The following is a 16,724-nucleotide window of genomic DNA, read 5'->3' on the forward strand; positions in this document are numbered from 1 at the left end:
TCGCCAGACAGCCTGTAATAATGCGCGACGTGTCACACTATGCCGCGCAGGCAGCGCTGACACTCATTGAGTGACGCGATGACGTTAAGAGGAACGGGCGATGGAATATGAATTTTTACGCGATGTGACCGGACAGATTAAGGTTCGTATGTCGATGGATCATGAAGCGGTCGGCCACTGGTTCAACGAAGAGGTGAAAAACGATCCAGGATTGCTGGATGAAGTGGAAGCCGCAATCGAAGACGTCAAAGGCAGCGTGCGTCAGTGGCAGCGCATCGGCAGCGAGTACACCATCCTGCTGGATGAGGAAGAGGTGATGATTCGCGCTAATCTGCTGGCACTGGAAGATGACGGGATGGAAGAGGGGATGAACTACTACGACGAAGAGAGCCTCTCCTTCTGCGGTATTGAAGATTTTCAGCTGGTGATCGCCGCTTATCGCCAGTTTGTAAACCAGTACGGTAAACCCGTACGGTAATTTTTACGCTGATACAGGCCGGGCCACCCGAGTCGCCCGGCCTGTTCATTAACTCAGCGACGCACCGCCGCACATCACCAACTGCTGACCGGTGATCGCCGCGGCCGCAGGCGAAAGCAGGAACCCGACCAGTCCGGCCACTTCCTGCGGCTGAATATAGCGCCCGATTGGCGGCAAGCGCGGCGGTGAACTGGCGCGGTCCGGCTGTTGCAGCATCGGCGTTTCGGTTGCTCCAGGCGCCACGATATTGGCTGTAATGCCGCGCGGTGCCAGCTCTGCCGCCCAGCTGCGCACCATGCCGATCATCGCCGATTTGGTGGCCACATACTGACTGCGGCCCGCCGCACCGCCTGACGTGCGACTACCCAGCAGCACGATTCGGCCGCCCGCACTCATCCGGGGCGCAAAATGATTGGCCAGCTGTTCAGCAGCGACAACATGCAATTGCCACAGCCGTGTGCTGGCGTTCAGATCCAGCTCCCCAAGCGGCGCGGCCTGCATCATTCCCGCAGCATGGATCACCGCCTGCGGCACCGGCAGTTTGTCCAGTAAAGCCTGCAATGCCGCGCTGTCGCTGATGTCGATCTGATGGCTCTGCCAGCCCGTGTCTGCCCGGTTTATCGCCGAGCGGCTCAGGCCAATCACCTGCCAGCCCTTATCCAGCAGGCGATCCACAATCGCCTGGCCGATGCCGGAACTGGCTCCGGTCACCAGCGCCATCTTTTCAATCACGCATCACCTCCCTGCACCCAGGACTCCCCGACCCGCACATACTTGATCGCCTGGCGATACCAGGTGTAAGCGATATGCAGTTCGCCATTCACACCCTGTTTGATACTGGGGTAAGAGAACTCACGGTTTAACTTCTGCTGAGAGTTATTGGTCATGCAGTAGCCATCGCCCTCGTCCAGATTGCGCTGCAGCGGCCAGCTTTTGCCGCCATCCGTTGAGATAGCCAGCGTCATTGGCGCACGTGGCGCGCCCCAGAAGGCGGTTCGCCCGCTGTGCACTACCGGCTCGGCGGCAACCGCAACGTCACCGTCTTCTTCCTCATCTTCAATTTCGTCATACAGCGACAACCGGCGCTCGCTGGCCCCTTCGGCGCTCATGGCATTGAACACCAGCGCCAGATGACCGTTGCGCAGCGTCGTGACCTGAATGGACGAGTTATTGTTGGGCAGCGACAGCGGCTCAGGCGCACTCCAGCTTTCCCCCTGATCAAACGAGCGGCTCTGGTAGATGTGGTCGGCCCAGCGGCTGCGGTAGAGTGCCAGCAGCGAGCCATCATCCAACAGGGTGACGTTCATATGAACGCAGCCGGTGCTGTCAGGCACGCTGACGTCGCGCCAGCTCTGGCCTTTATCTTCTGAGATTTTTACCGCGCTGACGTCATAGCTGCCGACCCACTTTTCGCCGGGCTGCGTCAGGCAGTAGAACACCGGCAGTAACCAGTTGCCGTTAGGCAGCACGACAATCGGCTGACGAATAAAGGTGCCGGGCTTATCCAGCAGGGTTTTGATCTCGCCCCAGCTTTTGCCCATATCGTGAGACTGGCGATAGCGCACGATTGCAGTGTCCTGATTGCCCGATTTCTGCGCCGTCCAGAGCAGCCACAGTATCTGCTCGGGATCGAGAAACAGCACCGGGTTCTGTTCTGAGCGACCCGGATCGTCAGAAAGCTTCTGCGCGTCACTCCAGCGATCGCTGCCTTTTGACAGCCGGGAACACCAGACCGAAATATCGGCAATCCCTTCCTGCGTGCCACCAAACCAGACGCAAAGCAGATCGCCATCGGGCAGCGGCAGCAGGTTAGCCGCATGGTTTTGCGGGCAGGAGGAGGGCAGCATCGCAATCTGCTGAGCGCTATCCTGCGGGTGCGGCGAAACCAGGCCGGTGCGTTCTGCGGTGACGGTTTCCTGAGTCATATTAGGCTCCACTATTTTGTGCATTGTGTTGCGGTTGAGGCTGAGACTGGCGTGACGGGATACAGCGGTCAACCACCATAATGATGGCCGGCGTAATCAGCGCCACATACATATTGTCGATACCGAACGGATTACCCATCAGGAACCAGACGGACGTGACCACGCAGGCCCCAATCAGACCGGCGTTGGCACCGCGCGTGCTCTTAAACCAAGGCAGATAGAACGCCATGATCGCCACCACGGTGATCGACAGGCGAATCGCGCGGGTAAAGAAGGAGAGCTTCAGCACTTCCGGGAAGAACAGGACAAACAGCAGCGGGAAGAAGCCGATGCCAATGGAGATCCAGCGCGTCACTTTAAATTCGCGCTCCGGCGTAGGGTTACGCCAGGGCACGTAAAAGTCTTTTACCACCAGCGAGGCGATGGCCAGCGCAACGGTGCCGACGCTGACGAAAATCGAGGCCACCAGCGAGGTGGTGACGATACCCGCCAGCCACGGTGACATATCCTGCAGAAACACTGGCAGCGCATAGAGGCTCTTGATATCGGGATGCGCAAACTTCGCCGCCACGCCAATCAGCGCCATCGCCAGACCGATCGGCAGGCAGAAGATGAAGGCGACCCAAGTGGCACGCTTCGCTGACTTCACATCTTTGGTGGATGAGATCGCCTGGATCACAAACTGCGTACAGAAGATCGATCCCACGGTCCCGATCAGCCAGGCAACAATGGTACTGGCCCCGACGTGACCATCCCACGTCCAGTAGAACGCCGGCATTTTCTCGATCATTGGGGACACGCCGCCGGTCATCTTCAGTGCCACATAGAGGATGATCAGGATCCCCATATACTTGATGGCGCTGTGCAGAAGCGTAACCCATGCAACGCCTTTCATGCCGCCAAACGCAAAGTAGAAGGTACTGACCACCGCCGTGATAAAGGCCGCCTGCGTCAGGTTGATCTTCAGCACGGTGGAGATCGCCGCCGCACCACTGATGTAGTTCCCGACGTTTACCAGCAGCAGCGCATAGATCATGATTAGCGAGATAATGTTTTTGGTTGAGCTGCCATATTTCTCGGCGATGGCTCCAGAGATAGTGATCTTCCCGGTGTTATAAATGCGTTTGACCAGAATCAGGCCAAACAGCGGAAAACCTATCGCGGCACCGATGACCGACCAGGAGGCGGCGAAGCCATCCTCAAAGGCTGCCTGTGCCGTACCAATGGTCGATTTTGCCCCGATATACTCTGACATCAGCATAATGCCGACGATAAAGGCGGGCATGGCGCGCGAGCCTTCCATGAAGTCGCCGCTGGTTTTACTGCGCAGCCGCCAGGTCAGCCAGGTGGTGAACAGGATATAGGCGACCACCATGCCGACGATCAGTAAGGTGCTCTCAGTTGAAAATGCTTTCATCATGACCTCGATTGTTCTGGCAGATGGCGACCATCAGGTTCGTTCTCATCTGACCGATAGGGTACAAAGGCGATGGACGTTATTGCAGGTAGTGGTTCACGATTTGACGGATCTGTTGCTGCTCGTCGGCGCTGAACTGCACCGCATAGCGGCTTTCACCCACCTCAAAGCCCTGCAGGCTGACCGCTTTTTTCACGGCGGCCGGTGAGAAACCGATGCTGTACAGCGCGGTGCGCAGGCCGGTGACGTTCTCCTGTGCCTGATGCGAACCGGCAATGTCACCGGTACTGAAGCGCGCCCAGATGGCGTTAATCGCCTCCGGTGCCACGTTTGCCAGCCCGGAAATAGAGGCGGAGCAGCCATCAACGAATCCCTGATGAATCAGCGAGTCCGGGCCGTTCAGCACATCAAAGCCCTCACAGTCGGCGGTGGCCTGCAGAAATCCGCTCAGACTTTCATAGCTGCCTGCGGAGTCTTTAATGCCGATGATGTTCGGGTGCGCGGCCAGCGTACGAACGGTCTCCGGCTGCAGGGTATTGCCGGTACGCGCCGGAATGTTGTAGAGGAACAGCGGCACCGTCAGCGCGTCCGCTACGCGCTGATAGTGGTCGATCAGCTCCTGCTGTTTCAGCGGCACAAACCATGGGGTGATCGCCGAGACGGCATCCACACCCAGGCGGGCAATCTGTTTGCCGAGCCGGATCGTTTCACGGGTCGAAATCTCGCCGATGTGTGCCACCACAGGTGCCCGACCGTTGACTTCATCGACGCAGGTGGTGGTGACGGCAATCTTCTCCTGCTCATTCAGCACAAAGAATTCACCGTTGGTGCCGCCACAGAAGATGCCGTTTCCGGCGTTGATCTGGCGTCTGACCTGCTCACGCTGTCTCACCGGATCAAAGGCACCTTCACGATCGAAGGTGGTGACGATGGCGGTCAGTACGCCGTTGATTTTCTTATTCATGACAATCCTCATTACGCCTGGCAGGAAGGGAATAGCGTCAGATAGACTGCGCGCACATCGTCGGCGGTGACCGCCATCGGCACGTTTTTCATCAGGCGCTGCACGTCGAGTGCCGCTTCCACTAAATAAGGCAGGTGATCCGGGCCGATGCCCAGTGCTTCCAGGCTGGCAGGCAACTGCAGCCGCGCAACCAGCGCGGTGAAGTAGTCGACCAGCGCGTGTGATTTCTCTTCATCGCTTAAACGGACGTCGGCGTCGGGCAGCAGGTCATAGGCCTGAGCGAATTTGCTCACCGCGGCCGGACGGACAAAGCGCATGCAGGGGGCCAGCAGAATGGCGTTAGCAACGCCGTGTGGCAGGTGATATTTGCCGCCAAGCGGATAGGACATCGCATGCACCAGATGCGTCCCTGCATGGGCAATCGATGCGCCGCCATAATAAGAGGCCCAGAGCATCTCCAGCCGTGCCTGCAGATTCTCCGGCTCGCGCAGCGTCGTTTCGAGATTCGCGAACAGCTTCTTCATCCCAATCAGCGCATAGTTGTCGCTGACCGGGTTAGCCACGTTGGCGGTGAAACACTCGATCAGGTGACACAGGGCATCAATGCCGGTAGACGAGGCGATGTGCGGCGGCATGCTGGTGGTGAGTTCCGGCACCAGCGCCACCACATCGGGCAGCATCACCGGTGAAATAATGCCGACTTTGGTCTCTTTCTCCGGGATCGCCAGAATCGCATTCGGGGTCGCTTCTGAACCGGTGCCGGCAGTGGTCGGGATGAGCATTGAACGGGTGCGGCGCTGCGGTTTCTCGCCTGCCAGCAGGGCGTCCAGCGACGGTGCGCCGTCGATGCACAGCACTGACAGCAGCTTCGCCACATCCAGCACGCTGCCACCGCCGATGCCAATCACCATGTCGGCCTGGCGCTGCGAGAGCGTTTCTATAATCGCGGCCACATCATGCTGGCTCGGCTCGGGCGGCACGCTGTTGACCACACTGATACGCGGAATCTGATCCCGGAGTTGCCCCATCAGCGCCTGAACCGCCGGAATCGCTTCAATGTTCCGGTCAGTCACCACTATCGCTGTCGTTACGCCACTCAGCAGATAGCGCATGTCGTTTAACGCCTGATAACCGCTAATCACCGTGCTGTTAATGTTCATTTCATACCCTTTTTTCTGTCATGACTGAGCAGATGATTAATTTTGCTCAGCGCAATGCGATGTCAGTCACTCTCTGTGGCTAATTTTATAAGGCATATCGATTTCGATTAATTTGAACTTGCTCACATATAATCAATCATGATTGAATATAATCAAATGAAGCGGCAATAGCCTGACAGGAGTGAGGATGGGCGTATCAGTATGGAAAACCCCGGTGCTGGTCATCGCCGATGACTTTACCGGTGCCAACGATGCAGGTAGCGGGCTGGCACAGGCCGGAGCCCGTGTACATGTGCTGTTCGGCACCGGAGCATCGATGCCAGACGAAGCAGCGGATGTGCTGGTGATCAGCACCGACAGCCGGGCTGCCAGCGCCACTCAGGCCGCAGAGCATGTTACGCAGGTGGTGCAGCATTACGCGGCACAGCTTCAGCAGGGCTGGCTGTTTAAAAAGATCGACTCCACGCTGCGCGGCAATGTCGGGGCCGAAACGGTGGCGGCACTGCGCGCCAGCGGCAAAAGGCTGGCGCTGGTGGCACCGGCCTTGCCGCGTCTGGGACGCACCACACGTGAGGGCAGCGTGTGGGTCAATCAGCGGTTACTGACGGATACCGAATTTGCCAGCGATCCCAAAACCCCGATCCTCAGCGCCCGCATTCTCGATCAGATGCAGGTCGACGGCACGGAGATCGATCTCGCGACGCTGCGCAGCGATCGGCTGGATGCCGTGTTAGCCGCAGCACACGGCGTCGTGGTGGTGGATGCCGAAACGGAGGCCGACCTGGCGCGACTGATAAGCGCTGCGTCGCGGCTGAGTGAGACGCCCCTGCTGGTGGGGGCGGCCGGATTAAGCGATGCGCTGGGCGCTGCGCTCTCAGTTCGCCCGTCGCGGCCCGTGTTGGCGGTGGTGGGCTCGATGAGTCGTCAGGCAGAGCAGCAGATCGCCACGCTGCTTAACCAGCACGCGGTTGAGATCGTGGATGTTGATATTCGTCAGCTGTTTCAGCAGCCCGCCTGGCCTGAGCGTCATCGCTGGAGTGAACAGGCGGTTGCTGCCCTGCGTTCCGGTCGCCACACGGTGATCCGCACCTGCCAGCATGCATCCCAGCGGCACGAGATCGAGGATCTCTGCCAGCAGCACCGCGTGACGCGCCAGCAGCTGGGCGAGGCGATCTGCCAGCTGCTGGGCGAAATGACCCTGAGTCTGTGCCAGACACAGCTGCCGCATGCGCTCTATCTGTCAGGCGGCGACGTGGCGATAGCCGTTGCTCAGGCGCTGGGGGCCAGCGGCTTTAAAATTCAGGGTCTGGTGGCGGGCTGTGTGCCGCACGGGATTCTGCTTAACAGTGAATTTACTCTGCCGGTGATGACCAAAGCGGGTGGCTTTGGTGATGAAAATACCCTGGTAGCAGCCATTGGTTTTATTGAGGAGAAGTCGAGTGAGTAAAATTATTGCGATCACCATGGGCGATCCGGCGGGCATCAGCCCGGAAATCATCATCAAAGCGCTCTCTGAAGGTGAGCTGAATGGCATCCCTGCCGTGGTGATTGGCTGTGCCAGTACGCTGCGCCGCATTATGGCGATGAACATCACCCCACAGGCCGAGCTGCGGGTGCTGGATCGGGTAGCCGATGCGCGGTTTGCGCCCGGTATTATCAATGTGATCGATGAGCCGCTGGCCGATCCCGATGCGCTGAAACCTGGCGTGGTGCAGAAAGAGGCGGGGGATCTGGCGTGGCGCTGCGTGAAGCGTGCCACCGAACTGGCACTGGCCGGTGAAGTGCATGCGATGGCTACCGCGCCGCTAAATAAAGAGGCGATGCATGCGGCGGGCCATCTCTATCCGGGTCACACTGAACTGCTGGCGCACCTTACCGACACCAAAGATTACGCCATGGTGCTCTATACCGATAAGCTTAAGGTGATTCATGTCACGACCCACATTGCGCTGCGTAAGTTCCTCGACACATTGAACCAGACCCGCATCAAAACGGTGATTGGTATGGCGGACACCTTCCTGCGTCGTGTCGGTTACAGCGCCCCGCGTATCGCCGTCGCGGGTGTCAATCCGCACGCCGGTGAGAACGGGCTGTTTGGCGATGAAGAGATCACCACCGTTGCTCCCGCGATTGAGGCGATGAAAGCGCAGGGGATTGATGTCTCCGGGCCTTGCCCGCCGGACACGGTGTTCCTGCAGTGCCAGGATGGACGCTATGACATGGTGGTGGCGATGTACCACGATCAGGGGCATATCCCGCTTAAACTGCTGGGTTTCTATGATGGCGTGAACATCACTGCAGGCCTGCCGTTTATCCGCACCTCTGCTGACCACGGCACGGCATTTGATATCGCCTGGACAGGTAAAGCGAAGTCTGACAGCATGGCGATCTCAATTAAACTCGCGATGCAGCTCGCATAGGGAAATATGAAGGGACAGAGCCGTCTTGACCAGATTATGGATTACCTGAAAAGCCATAATCTGGTGACTGTTGAGCAACTGGTCAGTGCGATTTCCGCCTCACCCGCCACGATTCGACGTGATTTAATTAAGCTGGATAAAGAGGGCGTAATCAGCCGCAGTCATGGCGGCGTCACCCTGAATCGTTTCATTCCTGCCCAGCCGACCACGCTGGAGAAAATGCAGCGGAACCTGGCCGAGAAGCAGGCGATCGCCGGGTGCGCTGCCAGCTTTGTCCGGGCGGGGGACGCGGTGGTGCTGGATGCCGGTACGACTATGCTCGAGCTGGCGCGGCAGCTCACGCATCTGCCGCTGCGGGTCATTACCGCCGACCTGCACATTGCGCTGTTTCTGTCAGAATTTAAGCAGATTGAAGTGACCATTATTGGCGGGCGGATCGACGACTCCAGTCAGTCCTGTGTGGGCGAGCATGGACGCCGTTTGCTGCGAAGCATCAATCCCGATATTGCGTTTGTCAGCTGTAACTCATGGAGCCTTGAGCGCGGCATTACCACGCCGACTGAAGAGAAAGCGGGGCTGAAACATGACCTGCTGGCCAATGCGGCGCGCCGGGTTCTGCTGGCGGACAGCAGTAAATATGGCTCCTGGTCGCTGTTCTGCGCCTCACCGGTGGATGACCTTACCGATGTAGTGACCGACAGCCGGTTAGATGAAGAGGTCTGCCGCACGCTGCGCGAGCGCGGTATTACGCTGGCGCTGACCTCTGCCTGAACTGAACGCGCCGTGCTTCTCTGACCTTATCGTAAAGCAGGGTGAGAGCAGCACTGCGCGTTTATCTTCTGCAGTCGCCGTTAACGCGCGTAGGCGTCATGCTCTTCGCGCGTCATTGCCGGCGCGTCTACCGTAACCCGTTCAAAACTCAGATTCGTTACGCCCGCTATTTTGCCAAACTCCTGCGCCTGCAGCGTGATATCGCTGAAACTCAGCCGTTCAATCGGATTTTCCGGCGTGCCTTCAATAAAAAAGGCGCGGGAAAATGTCGCAGGCTCAGTCAGGCTGCTGCGGATATGACTGATGCTGATATTCTCAACCCGCGTCAGACCAGCATCACCTGTGACGCCTGATGCCAGCTTACGCCAGTGTGGCGGCTGTTCGGTGTCGGCGGTCTGCTCGCTGTAGCTGTATTGCGGGAACCAGTTCAGTTGCAACATAAACGGATAACAGACATCTTCCATCTTCAGATGGCGGACCACGATGTTTTTGATCCAGCCGCCGCGATTACGGGCGGACTTGATGCGAAAGCCGACACCCGTGCCGGAGAAACGGTTGTGTTCGATGATGACATTTTCGATACCGCCAGAGGTTTCACTGCCCAGGGTAATGCCCGAACCTTTCAGCAGGGTGCAGTCGCGAATAATGATATCGCGTGCGGTTCTGCCGAGCTGCTGTGCTTCCGCGCCGCGACCCGATTTCACGCAGATATTGTCGTCATTGCAGGAGACCGTACAGCCTTCAACGCGAACCAACTGGCTGGAATCAATATCAATGCCGTCGGTGCTGGGTCCGGTGGCGTTCATCACACGCAGCCGCTGCAGATTCACCTGTTTCGAATAGCAGACGTGCAGGTTCCAGAAGCCGGAATCCTGTGAGGTAAAGTCCTCCAGCGTCACGCATTCACTCTGATAAACCACCACGTTACGTGGACGCTTGCAGTCGTAATCCACCACCCAGCGCAGGCCGCGACGGGTATAGTCCGCCAGCATCCCGCTGTTTTCGTCGTCGCCCCAGAATTTATGCCACCAGACGGCACCCTGTCCGTCGAGCGTGCCGCTGCCGCAGACAGTGACGTTGCGGCAATGATTAATGTTAAGCATCGCCGCGGGCCAGACCATATCAATCCCCGCGACGCGGGTAACGATGTCCGGGTAATCCTCCAGCCGCTGGCTGCCGAGCAGCACGGCATCTTTCGCCAGCTCCAGCGTCATCTCACTTTTCAGAAACAGCGCGCCGGTCAGAAAGCGGCCCGCCGGGATCAGCACCGTGTCGCCTGCTGATGCGCTATCAATCGCGCGCTGTATCGCCTGAGTGGAAAGTGAGGTGGCGTCCGGGACGGCAGCGAAATCAATAATGTTAATTCTTGCCATTTTTTTGCCTGTAGTAGATGAAGAAATAAGCGTTCAGCGCTGAAAGTAGCACGCTCTGGCAGGCAAATTATTGCTGGCGATCAGGGAATACCGGCGGTTACCGTGATGAAAGGTGGTAGGGATAAGCGGGAAGAGACGCGCAGGTTATGGGGTGTCACGCTGCGCGCCGGATCATCAGAGGGTCTTCAGGCCCACTGAGGGGATATTTCTGCCGTAGTAGATCTCACGCATCTCTTTCCACAGCAGGTCGGTGATGCGTTTGTGCTCCTGTGGGCTGAGATCTTCCGGGCGGGTGTTAAACAGGTAGTGCTTCAGGTCAAACTCTTTCAGCAACATCTTGGTGTGGAAGATGTTCTCCTGATAAACATTCACATCCACCATGTCATACATCGCTTTCATATCGTCAGACATGAAGTTCTGAATCGAATTGATCTCGTGATCGATAAAGTGCTTCATCCCTTTCACGTCACGGGTAAAACCGCGCACCCGGTAATCGACGGTAACGATGTCTGACTCCAGCTGGTGGATCAGGTAGTTCAGCGCCTTGAGCGGTGAGATCACGCCACAGGTTGAGACTTCAATGTCCGCACGGAAGGTGCAGAGCCCGCCTTCAGGGTGGCTTTCCGGATAGGTGTGCACGCAGATATGGCTTTTATCCAGATGCGCCACCACCGAGTTGGGCAGCGGGCCTGGATGCTCGGAGTTATCGATATCTTTGGGATCGATAGGCTCTTCGCTGACCAGAATCGTGACGCTGGCCCCCTGCGGTTCATAATCCTGGCGTGCAATATTAAGCACGTTAGCCCCGATAATGGAGCAGGTTTCGGTCAGGATTTCCGTCAGACGGTTGGCGTTATATTGTTCATCAATGTAGGCGATATAACCATCGCGTTCAGCTTCAGTATTCGCATAGCAGATATCGTAAATACAAAAACTCAGGCTTTTCGTCAGGTTGTTGAAGCCATGTAGTTTTAGCTTTTGCAATTTCGTTCACCCCCTTAAAAATGCACTGTCAGCACGCGGCCGATAGCGCATTTAACAGATATTGCGGCAGGGCAAAGCTGCCGGTATGGATCGCTGGTGTGTAGTAACGGCAGGTCAGGCCAGCGGCCTCGAAACGCGCCTGCAGGGTGGCGGTATCGAGCTGGCGCAGCGCCGGATTATCACTCGCCCAGGCAAAGGTCATGATACCGCCGTAATAGGTCGGAATCGCCGCCTGATAGAAACTGACATCCGCAAAGTAATGGCCCAGCTTGCGATGGCTGTTTACGGCCTCATCCTGCTGCAGGAAGCAGACGCCATTCTGCGCCACGAAGATGCCATCTTCATTAAGGGCCGCTTTGCAGCCGGCATAAAATTCGGAGGTAAACAGACTCTCGCCCGGACCAATCGGATCGGTGCAGTCGGAAATAATGACATCGAACTTTTCCTGCGTCTGATTAACGAAGTTAACCCCGTCATCGATCACCAGCGTAAAGCGCGGATCGTCATAGGCGCCTGCGCTGTGGTTCGGCAGATACTGGCGACAAAAGGTCACTACACCTGCATCGATTTCCACCATGGTAATCTTTTCGATTTCCGGATGACGTGACACTTCACGCAGCATGGCGCCGTCACCGCCGCCGATGATCAGGACGCTCTTCGCCGCGCCGTGCGCCAGCAGCGGAACGTGGGTCATCATTTCATGATAGATAAATTCGTCGCGTTCGGTGGTCTGTACCACGCCGTCCAGCGCCATTACGCGCCCCATCGCGGCATTTTCGAAAATGATTAAATCCTGATGCGCAGTCTTCTCACGGTACAGCTCTTTATCGACCGTGAAATACTGGCCAAAACCGGCATGAAGGGTTTCATACCACGTTTCATTGTGGGCCATGGTGCTCTCCTCTGATGACATCGCCATGAAGATGGGCGGCACATGATAGCTAACACTGACCGTGGTTGCACGGTCAATGTCCGACACCAGAGGGCAGAGTAATTACCTGACGTAGGCCAGCAGGCTCAGTGAATCGCGGGCCAGTGACTTGCACTTTTTGTCGTTGGTGATGGCGATGCCGCTGAGATCGCGATAGCTGTCTTCACCCAGCGCTTTCATGTTGTAGTTGCTGTAGTTGCTTAAATCCCAGCGGTTCTGCTGAGCAAAAAAGACCAGTGCTTTGCGAATCTGTGCGTCCGGTAAATCCTGATAGCCACAATCATTTTTCAGATAGACGAAAACCGCCGTGAGATCGGCCAGATCTTCCGCTTCGGATTCGCTCAGGGCAAAACTGGTGGAGGAGAAGCCAAGGAGTCCCGTCAGCAGCAGGATCCTGATACTTTGCTTCATAGTCGTTCTCTTCAATGGATATTGCTCATGACGTTAGCACAGTTATTCTCAGGTTTTCGATTAATTTGGCGCTGTGAGCCGCTGCACCGCTTTTTTTCATCAGATTCTCACGGCTAACACTTGACCTTCCCATAAGGTCAGGGTTTAGGCTGTGCGCTCTGATGCCACAAGGATGATCACCATGCAACGTCGCCACTTCCTGAAACTCACCGCCGCACTGAGTGCAGCCGGAGCCCTGCCGCTCTGGAGCCGTTCGCTGATGGCAGCCACCCGTCCGCTGCTGCCGATTCCGTCACTGCTGGAAGCGGATGCCAGGGGCAGCTACAGCCTTATCGCGATGCAGGGCACCACGCAGTGGAACGGCAAAGCCGTGCCGACCTGGGGCTATAACGGCAGCCTGCTGGGACCGGTGCTGAAGTTGCAGAGTGGCAAACCGGTGACGGTGAATATCCATAACCGGCTCAGCGAAGCGACTACCCTGCACTGGCACGGTCTGGAAATTCCCGGCGCGGTAGATGGCGGTCCGCAGGCAGTGATTGCGCCTGGTGCTTCGCGTCAGGTCTCTTTTACCCCTGACCAGCCCGCTGCCACCTGCTGGTATCATCCGCATCTGCATGGCAAAACCGGGCATCAGGTCGCACAGGGACTCGCGGGACTGATTCTGCTGGAAGATAAGGAGAGCGGCACGCTGCGCCTGCCGACGCAGTGGGGCGTGGATGATGTGCCACTGATTTTCCAGGATAAGCAACTGACCAAAGATGGGCGCCTTATCGATTATCAGCTCGACGTAATGCGCGCGGCCGTGGGCTGGTTTGGCGACATGATGCTGACCAACGGCGTGCAGTATCCGCAGCATGCGGTGCCGCGCGGCTGGCTGCGTCTGCGTCTGCTGAACGGCTGTAATGCCCGTTCGCTGCACGTTGCCGCCAGTGATAAACGTCCTCTTTATGTGATCGCCAGCGAGGGTGGCCTGCTGGCTGAGCCGGTGAAGCTCGACGCACTGCCGATCCTGCCGGGCGAGCGTTTTGAGGTGATGATCGATACTTCTGACGGTAAAGCGTTTGATCTGGTGACGCTGCCGACGGATCAGATGGGCATGACGCTACCGCCGTTTGACCAGCCGCTGCCGCTGGTACAGATCCTGCCGCTGCGGGTGATGGCCAGCGCCACGCTGCCGGATAAGCTGGCGACGCTGCCTGCGCTTCCCGCCACCGACGGACTGACGACACGCTGGCTGCAGCTGATGATGGACCCGCAGCTGGACCAGCAGGGGATGCAGGCGTTAATGCAGCGCTACGGCGAGAAAGCGATGGGCAAGGGCGGTCATCATTCGATGCCAGAGAAAACGGCTGCCGAGCCGATGCCGCCAATGGAAAACATGGAAGGGATGGATCACAGCATGCACGGCAAGGCGAAGCCCGCGGGTTACGATTTCCGCAACGGCAATAAGATCAACGGCCAGGCCTTTGATATGACGAAGCCGTCATTTGCGGTGAAGCTGGGTGACTATGAGAAGTGGACGATTTCAGGGGAAGGTGACGCCATGCTGCATCCGTTCCATATTCACGGCACTCAGTTCCGCATTCTCTCCGAGAACGGCAAACCGCCCGCCCCGCATCGGCAGGGCTGGAAAGATATGGTGAATGTCGACGGCTGGCGCAGTGAAGTGCTGGTGCGCTTCAACTATGTCGCTGCCGCTGAACACGCTTATATGGCCCACTGTCATCTGCTGGAGCATGAAGACACCGGCATGATGCTGGGCTTTACCGTGAGCTGATTACGCCTGATCCAGCGCCAGCCTGATGTCTTCAATCAGGTCACCGGCGTTCTCGATGCCAATCGACAGCCGCACCGTGGCGTCCGTGATACCAATACGCTGACGCACCGCCTGCGGCACGCCGGAGTGGGTGGTGCTGCCAGGATGGCTGGCCAGCGACTCGGTTCCGCCCAGGCTCACCGCCTGTTTAAACAGCGACAACGCATTGAGAAAACGGAACGCAGCGGGCTGATCGCCGACGATATCAAATGAGAAGGTCGAACCTGCGCCGCTGCACTGTTCGCGATACGTTTTCCCTTCGGCGCTCTCCGCATCCAGATAGGGCAGCCAGTGCAGCTTCGCCACTTTCGGGTGATCGCGCAGAAACGCCGCGACCGCTTCGGCATTGTGAAAGGCTTTCTCCATTCGCAGCGACAGCGTTTCCAGCGAGCGGCTGAGCATCCAGCTTGAGTGCGGGTCCAGCTGCGTGCCGATGGCGCTGCGCAGGGCGCGAACTTTCGCCATCAGCGCTTTACTGCCCATCGCCGCGCCCGCAATCAGGTCTGAGTGACCCCCCACATATTTGGTCAGCGAGTAGAGCGACAGATCCGCGCCTAGCGTCAGCGGCTGCTGGAACAGCGGGCCGAGCAGGGTATTGTCACAGGCGATAATCGGTCGTGAACCCTGCTGCTGGTCAATCTCATCGGCGATGCGCGCCATCAGGCGGATATTGACCAGGCTGTTGGTAGGATTTGCGGGTGTTTCAATCAGGATCACCGCCACCCGGCCCTGGGCCATCGCCTGCTGAGCGGCTTCACGCACTTTGACTTCATCATTCCCGTCGCTGAAACCAACCGCTTTAATATCCAGATTGTGCAGTGTTTTGCTGAGCAGCGTTTCGGTGCCGCCATACAGCGGCTGGGAGTGCAGGATCACCTCGCCCGGACGGGCAAACGTCAGCAGGGCCGTGGAGATGGCGGCCATACCGGAAGAGAAGAGCGAACAGCTCTCCGCCTGCTCATAAACCGCCAGCCGGTCTTCAACAATTTCGCTGTTAGGATGGTTAAAGCGGGAGTAGACCAGCCCGCTCGATTTACCTTCCGGCGGCTCACGACGTCCAGAGACGTAATCAAAGAAGTCCCGTCCCTCTTCAGCGCTGTTAAAAACAAAGGTTGAAGTCAGAAACACCGGCGGCTTCACCGCACCTTCAGAGAGGCGGGGATCATAGCCATAGTTCAGCATCTGGGTTTCGGGGTGCAGCGGCCTGTCGCCGATATGCGTCTTTTTGCTTGATGATGAAGTCATTGTGATCTCCGGCCAGCGGCGCGAGTAGGGTAACGATATGTTGGATAAAGGCTACCACGCAGCGAATCATGCTGGTAAATGCCAGAATGTTCTAAGGTAATGCGCATTTCAGTCAGCCGCCGACCTCAGGTAATAATTTTCACGACGTAATCGTTTGCTCAGGAGCCGGCGCAGCCCTCATGGCTGCGTCTGTGGTAGACTTCGGGGCTTTTCTGACGTAACCGGGCTGAACGCAATGAAACACACTGTTGAAGTGATGATCCCTGAAGAGGCAATCGCCACGCGCATCGCTGAACTGGGCAAAGAGATTAACGAGCACTACCGCGACAGCGGCAGCGATATGGTGCTGGTGGGGCTGCTGCGCGGCTCATTCATGTTCATGGCTGATCTCTGTCGCGCCATTGATGTGCCGCATGAAGTCGACTTTATGACGGCGTCCAGTTACGGCAGCGGCATGTCCAGCACGCGTGATGTGAAAATCCTGAAAGATCTGGATGAAGACATTCGTGGCAAGGATGTGCTGATCGTTGAAGATATCATCGACTCCGGTAACACCCTGAGCAAAGTGCGTGAGATTCTGCAGCTGCGTCAGCCAAAATCACTGGCGATCTGTACCCTGCTGGATAAGCCAGAGCGCCGTGAAGTTGAAGTCAATGTCGAGTATGTCGGCTTTGCCATTCCGGATGAGTTCGTGGTGGGCTTTGGTATCGACTACGCTCAGCACTATCGCCATCTGCCTTACATCGGCAAAGTGGTGCCGCTGGAATCCTGATACTGCTCTGACCGCACATTCTTCCAAGGCCTGCACCCGATGCCTGGTGTAGGCTAT

16 protein-coding genes are annotated in these 16,724 nt (G+C 57.6%); 6 read left to right on the forward strand and 10 right to left on the reverse strand.

The features are described from left to right. The first annotated feature begins 100 nt into the window (after nucleotides 1-100). Nucleotides 101-478: a protein YacL gene (yacL, locus tag AC6I8C_RS03335; protein WP_013356797.1), complete on the forward strand. Its 378-nt coding sequence runs from the start codon at nucleotides 101-103 to the stop codon at nucleotides 476-478. 48 nt (nucleotides 479-526) lie between these two features. On the opposite strand, the gene AC6I8C_RS03340 is transcribed toward yacL, so the two are convergent. From AC6I8C_RS03340 to AC6I8C_RS03360, 5 genes are all read right to left on the reverse strand, one after another. Next, entirely contained in the window at nucleotides 527-1,198 is a 672-nt protein-coding gene (locus tag AC6I8C_RS03340) for an SDR family NAD(P)-dependent oxidoreductase (protein WP_497823303.1), read from the reverse strand. 8 nt (nucleotides 1,199-1,206) lie between these two features. Then, on the reverse strand, nucleotides 1,207-2,403 hold the full coding sequence (locus tag AC6I8C_RS03345) for a sialidase family protein (RefSeq protein ID WP_497821609.1): 1,197 nt from the start codon (nucleotides 2,401-2,403) through the stop codon (nucleotides 1,207-1,209). Between the two features lies 1 nt (nucleotide 2,404). Then, entirely contained in the window at nucleotides 2,405-3,820 is a 1,416-nt protein-coding gene (locus tag AC6I8C_RS03350) for a sodium:solute symporter family protein (protein ID WP_497821610.1), read from the reverse strand. Nucleotides 3,821-3,899: 79 nt separating this feature from the next. Further along, on the reverse strand, nucleotides 3,900-4,784 hold the full coding sequence (locus AC6I8C_RS03355; RefSeq protein WP_497821611.1) for a dihydrodipicolinate synthase family protein: 885 nt from the start codon (nucleotides 4,782-4,784) through the stop codon (nucleotides 3,900-3,902). A gap of 11 nt (nucleotides 4,785-4,795) precedes the next feature. Further along, a complete protein-coding gene (locus tag AC6I8C_RS03360) occupies nucleotides 4,796-5,944 on the reverse strand; it encodes an iron-containing alcohol dehydrogenase (protein WP_497821612.1) in 1,149 nt (382 codons plus the stop codon). 187 nt (nucleotides 5,945-6,131) lie between these two features. Here AC6I8C_RS03360 and dtnK point away from each other — a divergent pair, with 187 nt between their 5' ends. The 3 genes from dtnK to AC6I8C_RS03375 are packed head-to-tail and all read left to right on the forward strand — an operon-like array spanning nucleotide 6,132 to nucleotide 9,135. Then, nucleotides 6,132-7,391: a D-threonate kinase gene (dtnK, locus tag AC6I8C_RS03365; RefSeq protein ID WP_497821613.1), complete on the forward strand. Its 1,260-nt coding sequence runs from the start codon at nucleotides 6,132-6,134 to the stop codon at nucleotides 7,389-7,391. Beyond that, the gene (locus AC6I8C_RS03370) at nucleotides 7,384-8,364 is read left to right on the forward strand and encodes a D-threonate 4-phosphate dehydrogenase (protein ID WP_150010767.1); all 981 of its coding nucleotides are present in this window, start codon (nucleotides 7,384-7,386) and stop codon (nucleotides 8,362-8,364) included. Before dtnK ends, AC6I8C_RS03370 begins: the two co-directional genes overlap by 8 nt. A 6-nt stretch (nucleotides 8,365-8,370) precedes the next feature. Beyond that, complete coding sequence (locus AC6I8C_RS03375; protein ID WP_150010765.1) at nucleotides 8,371-9,135, forward strand: DeoR/GlpR family DNA-binding transcription regulator; 765 nt, start codon at nucleotides 8,371-8,373, stop codon at nucleotides 9,133-9,135. Nucleotides 9,136-9,215: 80 nt separating this feature from the next. Here AC6I8C_RS03375 and AC6I8C_RS03380 read toward each other — a convergent pair whose 3' ends face one another. The 4 genes from AC6I8C_RS03380 to AC6I8C_RS03395 form a co-directional block, all read right to left on the reverse strand. Beyond that, nucleotides 9,216-10,508, reverse strand: a complete 1,293-nt coding sequence (locus AC6I8C_RS03380) for a glycoside hydrolase family 28 protein (protein ID WP_497821614.1) — start codon at nucleotides 10,506-10,508, stop codon at nucleotides 9,216-9,218. 174 nt (nucleotides 10,509-10,682) lie between these two features. Further along, nucleotides 10,683-11,492, reverse strand: a complete 810-nt coding sequence (speD, locus tag AC6I8C_RS03385; RefSeq protein WP_003854677.1) for an adenosylmethionine decarboxylase — start codon at nucleotides 11,490-11,492, stop codon at nucleotides 10,683-10,685. A gap of 28 nt (nucleotides 11,493-11,520) precedes the next feature. Next, nucleotides 11,521-12,384 (reverse strand): polyamine aminopropyltransferase, encoded by an 864-nt coding sequence (speE, locus tag AC6I8C_RS03390; protein WP_150010761.1) that lies wholly within the window; start codon nucleotides 12,382-12,384, stop codon nucleotides 11,521-11,523. Nucleotides 12,385-12,486: 102 nt separating this feature from the next. Further along, the gene (locus AC6I8C_RS03395; protein ID WP_003854673.1) at nucleotides 12,487-12,834 is read right to left on the reverse strand and encodes a YacC family pilotin-like protein; all 348 of its coding nucleotides are present in this window, start codon (nucleotides 12,832-12,834) and stop codon (nucleotides 12,487-12,489) included. 181 nt (nucleotides 12,835-13,015) lie between these two features. On the opposite strand from AC6I8C_RS03395, the gene cueO reads away from it, so the two are divergent. Continuing rightward, nucleotides 13,016-14,611 (forward strand): multicopper oxidase CueO, encoded by a 1,596-nt coding sequence (gene cueO, locus AC6I8C_RS03400; protein WP_497821615.1) that lies wholly within the window; start codon nucleotides 13,016-13,018, stop codon nucleotides 14,609-14,611. Here the strand turns inward: cueO and AC6I8C_RS03405 are convergent, their stop codons facing one another. After that, nucleotides 14,612-15,895 carry a cystathionine gamma-synthase family protein gene (locus AC6I8C_RS03405; protein WP_497821616.1) on the reverse strand — a complete coding sequence of 428 codons (1,284 nt, stop codon included), beginning with the start codon at nucleotides 15,893-15,895 and terminating at the stop codon, nucleotides 14,612-14,614. A gap of 235 nt (nucleotides 15,896-16,130) precedes the next feature. Here AC6I8C_RS03405 and hpt point away from each other — a divergent pair, with 235 nt between their 5' ends. Further along, nucleotides 16,131-16,667: a hypoxanthine phosphoribosyltransferase gene (gene hpt, locus AC6I8C_RS03410; RefSeq protein WP_013356810.1), complete on the forward strand. Its 537-nt coding sequence runs from the start codon at nucleotides 16,131-16,133 to the stop codon at nucleotides 16,665-16,667. Nucleotides 16,668-16,724: the final 57 nt, after the last annotated feature.

Source organism: Pantoea sp. X-Soil-YNGN-844, assembly GCF_059730595.1.